This window comes from Mesorhizobium sp. M7A.F.Ca.US.006.04.2.1 (assembly GCF_004022915.1).
Taxonomy (GTDB): domain Bacteria; phylum Pseudomonadota; class Alphaproteobacteria; order Rhizobiales; family Rhizobiaceae; genus Mesorhizobium; species Mesorhizobium ciceri.
In genome coordinates this window covers 1-6,454 of sequence record NZ_RZQA01000320.1, presented here as the reverse complement: position 1 = coordinate 6,454, position 6,454 = coordinate 1, and the positions used below count along the sequence as shown (strand labels likewise).

Here is a 6,454-nt window from a genome sequence, read left to right as displayed (position 1 = left end):
CGTTGAAGCTGCCTTGCAACTGGCTGTCCAGTTTCTCGAACCGGCTCTGAAAACCGTTGTTGACTGTGTCGAGCCGGGCCGCGATCCGCTGCTCGAACGCGCCGAGCTGCTCCAGCCGCGCCTCGACGAAACGCAGGTCGCTCATGCCCCGATAGAGATAGACCGCGGCCGCCATGTTGACCGTGGTGATCAAAAGCGCGCCACCGGCGACGATGACGGCGATCGTCTTTGCCTTGCTGGGTTTCCCGGTGGCAGCCGGTTCGCGCTGTTCCTGGTTTCCGATATCGATCGCCGGCATGTCCGGTTCGCTGATCATCGTCATTGGACCACCACCTTTGCGCCGACCGCGACGCGTTTGAAAAGATCGATCACATCCGTGTTGGTGAGGCGAAAACAGCCCGATGTCCCGTCGAAGCCGACACCCGACGGGTCGTTGGTGCCGTGTATGCGGTAGAGCGTGTCGCGCCCGTCCCGCGACAGGTAGAGCGCCCTTGCGCCGAGCGGGTTGTAGGGGCCGGCGGGCACCATTTTCGGCAGCTCCGGCTGGCGGGCCCGCATTTCCTGCGGCGGGCGCCACTCCGGCCATTCGGTCTTCGCCCCGACCTTGACGATGCCGGTCCAGCCGAACCCGTCGCGCCCGACGCTGATCTGGTAGCGCAGCGCCTGGCCCTGGCGGGTCACCAGGTAAAGCGCCTTCTCGTCCTTGCGGATGATGATCGTTCCCGGCTGCTCGGCGGTTCTAAAGGCGACGGCCTTGCGCAGGCTGGGCCCCATCGCCGGCAGCGGCGGCCGCTCCGAAAGTGCTGATCGCGCCTCGGCGAAGCCGTGGACGGACAGCGCCAGCGCCACGCCGAGCACGCAGGCGCCGGCGAGCTTTGGGGCGATCCGATATCTATCGGGCAGCGTCATCGAGCCGCTCTTTGAACATCCGCTTCAGATCCTTGTTGAAGCGCGCCCGCCCATCCACTTCGGAAGGCGGGATGGCCCTGTTCAGCGCATCGGTCAGAAGCGCATTGTCCAGCGCCACCGACTTGATGTGCGGCGCCTTGAAGATCTTTTCGAGCTCGCTGCGCGAAAAATGGTTCCCGAACCATTTGCGCTTGTGCTTGTTGGCGACCAGCGTGATGCTGACCGCATTGCCGCGCAGCTCGCGGATCTTCTTGTAGAGCCGCTTGCCCTGCCGCAGCGAAGCGACATTGAGTTCGAACACGATGAAGATCTCGTCGCTCGTCGACAGCACGGAATTGTGCCAGGGCGTTTCCAGATTGGGCAGGTCGATGACGATGTCGTCGAAGCGGTAGGCGACGAGGTCGAGCAGCCGGAAGACGAAATCGCTGCCATGCGGCTCGAACGGCAGTTGCGGCCGCTCGAATGCGTAGAGGGTGAGGCCGGACGGGCGCGACAGCTTGATGACGTCCATCAGCTCGACATCGAGCCGCTCCGGCTGGCCGATGATGCCGGCAAGGTCGAACTGGTTGAACAGATTGAGATAGGCGCCGCAATTGGCGCTCTGGAAATCCAGGTCGACGAGACAGGTGGACGCGGCGCGCTCAGCCGATTTCGACGCCAGGAATTCGGCAGCCGACAGCGCCAGCGTCGTGGCGCCGGCGCCGCCGCTGGCGCTGATGAAGGTGATGATCCGGCTCTTGGTTCCCTGGTTGCCGGTGTCGTGGAAGGTCACCGCGTTGAGCAGTTCCTTGCCGTCGAGCGGCTTGTGCAGCCAGTCCGAGGCGTTCATGCGCACCAAAACGCGCGTCTGCTCCGAGCTCAGCTCGTCGGAAACCGCGATCAGCGGCACGCTGGCCCACAGCGCGCGCGCCTCGACGATGCCGGGCCTGCCGAGCAGCTCGCCATTGCCGAGATCGAGGATGACGATGCCCGGGCGTGTGTCCGCCGGCGGTCCTTTCAGAAAATCGCTCGTCTCGGAAACCCTGACGTCATAGATCGCCAGCGCATCGAGCCGCGTCGCCACATCGCGCTTGAAATTCGGATCCGACGAAAACAGCGCCACCTGCTTGCGCTTGGTCGGCGTGACCTTGGTGTTGATGGCGTTCATGGCCAGGTACTCTTCAAATCTTCGCCCGTGACTGTGCTCAGCATGGAGGGCATGGTGATGTTTCCGAATCCGAGCAGTCCGCCCAGGAAGAAGAATTGGAAGGGATGGTTGGTGATGCTGACGGTGATGGTAGGCACCGCCCCGCTGGGTCGCGTCCAGTAGCCGAGGCCGGACGCCTGGTATTGAATCCTGACTTCGGACTTGGCCAGCATCGGCAGGAATGTCTGCATTCCGGCCCGGCTGCTGTTGCCGCTAAAAATGAAATTAAAGGCATCTTGGCTTACATTGAGGTTCTGGCATGTAGCGCCTGTGCCGCAAACGCAAGAGACACTTCCAGCGGTGTTGGCGGTGCAGATATAGTTGTAAGTGTTTGCCGGTACCGCAGTGCCAACTTTAGTTAGGTCAGTCTGCGTTATCGTCTCGGCCAGGAGCCCGCTGGCGACAGGTGTTGAGATCTGCGCCAGCCTTGCGCCGGCTTGCACCGCTTTATTCCCGGCATTCCATTGGTAAAAGGCGTAGCCGAAATCGACGAAGCCAAGCAGAAGCGTCAACAGCAGCGGCATCACTATGGCCATTTCGACCATTGTCGTTCCGGACTGGCTAGCCCAAAACTTGGTGCGTTCCATCACCATCCAATGACCCGTTCCTGATGGGATACACTGAGGGTCAGGGCTCCAAAGCCAAGATACGACCAGAATCCAACGTCCGGATAAGAATAGGACGTGCTGACGTCCACGACATCGACTTTGGTCGTGCTGCTGAGATAAAGCTGCGTGCCCGTGGCGGCATCAACCGCGTCCAGCGAGACCGCCTTGGTGATGTCAACTGTCGCTGGAAGCCATCCGGTCACCCGGGCGTTGCCGCTATCGACCGTCCCATAGGCAGCAAGGTTTTGAGCCCGCGCCTTGCAAGTCGCCCAGTCGCTGCTGCATCGTGCCATGTAGCGCCCCGCATCCTCAACGCCGGCTTCGAGAAGCAGCCGGGTGTTCAGGATATTGGAGAACTCGAACACACCGGCCGATAACAGCAAGACGAGTGGTATGGTGATCGCGGCTTCCACCAAAGCGGCGCCACTTTCGTCGACTTGGAACCGTCCAATGATTTTGCCGAACCTGGTCATGTCAACGCTACCGATACAACTGGGCTTCGTTGCGAAATGCTTTGTCGACCAGGGTGTTGTTCGCGAACCCGCCATCAACGTCGACGATCTCCAGGCTGATAGGCTTCTCGGCGCCGGTGCCGTCTGGGTCGTCACTCGGGTTGGATTTCGCAATTGGCGCGACCAAGAAAACACTGGCATATCCGTCCGGCTTCAGCTGCGTATGCCCGTTGATCTTGGCCTGGTTGGCGATGCAGTCGACGATCGCCATGTTGAGCAGCCGCCGATCGGGATCCGCAGTCGGGGTCGCGCCATTGAAGCAGGCAGGCGTTCCTCTCTCGTTTGATGGACCCTTTGATTTGTCTGCAACAAGACCAGTGGTCGCGATTTCATATTTGTAGACATCGTATCGAGACGCCGGTGCCGTCTTCGATACCGGGTTGGTAGAACTGGGGATGTTAGGGACGCTGGCTTTGTGATTGCTACTCCAATAATTGCCGTAGAATGTCGTGGCGTTGGTGATCTTCTGCGAATATGCGTTGTTGCCAGCGTCCCATACGCCGGGCGGGAGCGGCAGTGCCGATGCCGGGGGGCCGTCGGTTGCAGGATCGTATTTGTTGCACGTATTGCTTTGCTGTCCCTTGCGAACATTGCTTGCCGGTCGATACGCCCAGTCCTTGTTATATTTATTGAGAGACCCGCTGTAGAGATCAAAGCGGACGTTAAGGCCTGCGCTTACTTGGCCCAAGGTCACACCGGTTTTTGTGGTGATTGCATTCCGGTTGTAGCAAGTGCCGGCTGTTCCCATTGCTATGGCATCGCGCAGCGAAGTGAGGCTGTTGTCGAGCAGGCCGAAGTTACCGGGACCAGGATTGCTGTCGACCTTAAGGATACGGAACTCGCGACTGTAGGTATCGCCCGACGCGAATGCCTGCTGGATGGTCTTGCTGGTCAGCGGGTCGGTCGTCTCGAACGGATTGCACATGAAGATTGGCACCGTTTCGCAGATCGACTGGACAAATCCGGCCACAGCCTGAGGTCTGATATCGAAGGTGTTATTGCCGCCAAGAAAGCTTGCTGGAAAGATCGCCTCAAAGGCCCCGGCACCATCTGCCGCCGCGACGGACGGATTCACGGTCACCAAGGAGAACGACACGGCTTTGGGATCGGTGCTTGACCAGTCATGGCCATTAGCGTCGACACCAGCGGCATTCAACCCGATGCTGTCGTCGGCAGGTATCCCGGTTAAATATTTAATGGTCACATCAGCCAAAGCGAGCGTATGATTGCCAGATGTTGAAAACTTTGTTTTGTTGGTGAGAAGTGTCGTCTTTGCCAGTTCGGCTCGGGTGATCGAATCCGATCTGCCATCAAGTTCCGCGGCTGTCGCAAGCGCAAGCGCATCGATACCTTTCTGCAGATCGTTATGCAGTCCGTTGGCCCTGCTCATATCGATAGCCAGCAGAGCAAAGCCGATAAGCACGGGCAGCGTGATCGCCACGAGGATCATCGCGACGCCGCGTTGATCGTTCCAGAAGGCACGAATGGTCCCCAACATGACCTTACTCTCTGCTTTCTTGCGCCAGAGCCCCTCGCATGCCCGGCGCCCTCCGCATCCTTCCGTTCAGTTCACTGCGTCGTCACGCCCGACCCGCCCACATTGACCGTGATCGCCGGCGGCGGTGGCGGTGGCGGTGGATATTTGTAGCCCTGGGCAACGGCGGCGGCGCGCGCGCCGTCGCCTTCGATCTTCGTATTCCTTGAGTTCGGATTGAGTGGGTCGATCGTCTGCAGCAGCGAATTGTATTTCTGCGTGTCGCCGGCGGCCAGGGTCACCGAATCGTAGTGGTTCAGATAGTCCGCGGCGCAGCCCGACAGCGCGCTGGCGCACAGGATAAGGATCAAGGCGCTATTTCTTGACATAGAGCATCTTGTCCTTCGATTTGAAGTCGAGCATGTGGCCATAGGGGCCGGTGACACCTTCGCCCAGTTCATATTTGCGCACCATGTCCTTGGTCACTTCGAGCTGGCCGAGCACGAAGAATTCCGGATCGTTGGCGGGCCGCGTCTTGTCGAACGGCGTCGCCAGCTGTTCGCCGGGCTTCACCGGCCGCACGATGTGTGGCGTGACAATGACCACCAGCTCGGTTTCTTCCTTCTGGCTGCTCGAATTGCGAAACAGCGTCCCGATGACAGGCACTTGGCCAAGCCATGGCACCTGGTTCTGCTGCTTGGTGGTTTTGCTTGACAGCAGCCCGCCGACGGCGAAGCTCTGGCCGTCGCGCAGTTCGACCACGGTTGTCAGCTTGCGATTGGTGAAGATCGGGTCGCCGGCGGTGGTGAAGCCGGTCAGGTCGCTGACCTCTGGCGCCAGCCTGATGTGGATCTTGCCTTCGTCAAGTACAACCGGCGTGAACACGAGATTGACGCCGAACTGCTTGTAATCGATCTGGATCAGTCCATCCTTGTCGACGCTACGGATGGGGACTTCGCCTCCGGCGTTGAAACTGGCCGGCTCGCCCGATAGCGTGGTGAGGTTCGGCTCGGCCAGCGTGCGAACCACGCCCTTGGCCTCAAGCGCCTCGATGATCAGGTCGACCTTGATGTTGCTGTCTATCACGCGGGTGATCAGCGCCGCGAAGGGATTGGTGTTCGACAGTAGGCCGCTGACCAGGTCGCCCGCGCCAAGCTCTGCTCCGTCCTTGTCGACTGTGGCAATGCCGGTTCCAACTCGGCTCGTCCCACTCCCGTTCGTGCTCTTGATTGAAACGCCGAGATCGCGGCCTGTATTGCGTTTGGCTTCCAGCACGCGCACTTCCAGATTGACCTGCTGGCTGTCGTCTACGATGACCGAGTTGATGACAGCGTCCGGACCATATTGCTGCGCAACCTCCAGGATCGACGCCAGCGTGGCGCCGTCCTTGACATGGCCGCCAAGCCTGACCTTGCCATTGACCGAGCCCACTTCGATGCGCGACTTTGGCGCGACCTGGCGGATCGCCTGCGCCATGTCGCTGACATCGACGCCGACCTCGATCTGGAGGGCGCCGAGCGAGCGCTTATCGGTGGAGAACAGATTAACCGTGGTGGTGCCGGCGCCCTTACCGATGACGTAGAGCGTGCGGTCGGTCATTGGCTGGGCATCGGCGATCTTCTCGTCGCCAACGACGATGTCGCCCAGATTGGCACTCACCTGGATCGTCACCGATTGCGACATCGGCAGGAAAATCCGATGAACGCTGGGGGTCGACACATCGATGAAGCGGTCGGCCGCATTGGCCGCCAGGCCCGACAGCAAC

Annotated in this window: 7 protein-coding genes and 1 pseudogene; all 8 read right to left on the bottom strand. The window is 60.4% G+C overall.

The genetic code is table 11. The features are described from left to right. Window positions 1–322, bottom strand: a pseudogene (locus tag EN925_RS17930) (hypothetical protein); the annotation flags it as partial. Beyond that, window positions 319–909, bottom strand: coding sequence for a L,D-transpeptidase (locus tag EN925_RS17925; RefSeq protein WP_127388221.1), 591 nt, complete (start codon window positions 907–909; stop codon window positions 319–321). The pseudogene EN925_RS17930 and the gene EN925_RS17925, both read right to left, overlap by 4 nt. Then, window positions 893–2,056: an AAA family ATPase gene (locus tag EN925_RS17920; RefSeq protein ID WP_024502270.1), complete on the bottom strand. Its 1,164-nt coding sequence runs from the start codon at window positions 2,054–2,056 to the stop codon at window positions 893–895. The genes EN925_RS17925 and EN925_RS17920 overlap by 17 nt, the downstream gene beginning before the upstream one ends. After that, window positions 2,053–2,688: a TadE/TadG family type IV pilus assembly protein gene (locus EN925_RS17915; RefSeq protein ID WP_127368004.1), complete on the bottom strand. Its 636-nt coding sequence runs from the start codon at window positions 2,686–2,688 to the stop codon at window positions 2,053–2,055. The genes EN925_RS17920 and EN925_RS17915 overlap by 4 nt, the downstream gene beginning before the upstream one ends. After that, entirely contained in the window at window positions 2,682–3,176 is a 495-nt protein-coding gene (locus tag EN925_RS17910; RefSeq protein ID WP_164753862.1) for a TadE/TadG family type IV pilus assembly protein, read from the bottom strand. The genes EN925_RS17915 and EN925_RS17910 overlap by 7 nt, the downstream gene beginning before the upstream one ends. Window positions 3,177–3,183: 7 nt before the next feature. Further along, the gene (locus tag EN925_RS17905; RefSeq protein WP_127368006.1) at window positions 3,184–4,713 is read right to left on the bottom strand and encodes a pilus assembly protein TadG-related protein; all 1,530 of its coding nucleotides are present in this window, start codon (window positions 4,711–4,713) and stop codon (window positions 3,184–3,186) included. A 71-nt stretch (window positions 4,714–4,784) separates the two neighbouring features. Beyond that, window positions 4,785–5,078, bottom strand: coding sequence for a hypothetical protein (locus EN925_RS17900; RefSeq protein ID WP_127368007.1), 294 nt, complete (start codon window positions 5,076–5,078; stop codon window positions 4,785–4,787). Next, entirely contained in the window at window positions 5,065–6,453 is a 1,389-nt protein-coding gene (locus EN925_RS17895; RefSeq protein WP_245460875.1) for a type II and III secretion system protein family protein, read from the bottom strand. Before EN925_RS17895 ends, EN925_RS17900 begins: the two co-directional genes overlap by 14 nt. Window position 6,454: the final 1 nt, after the last annotated feature.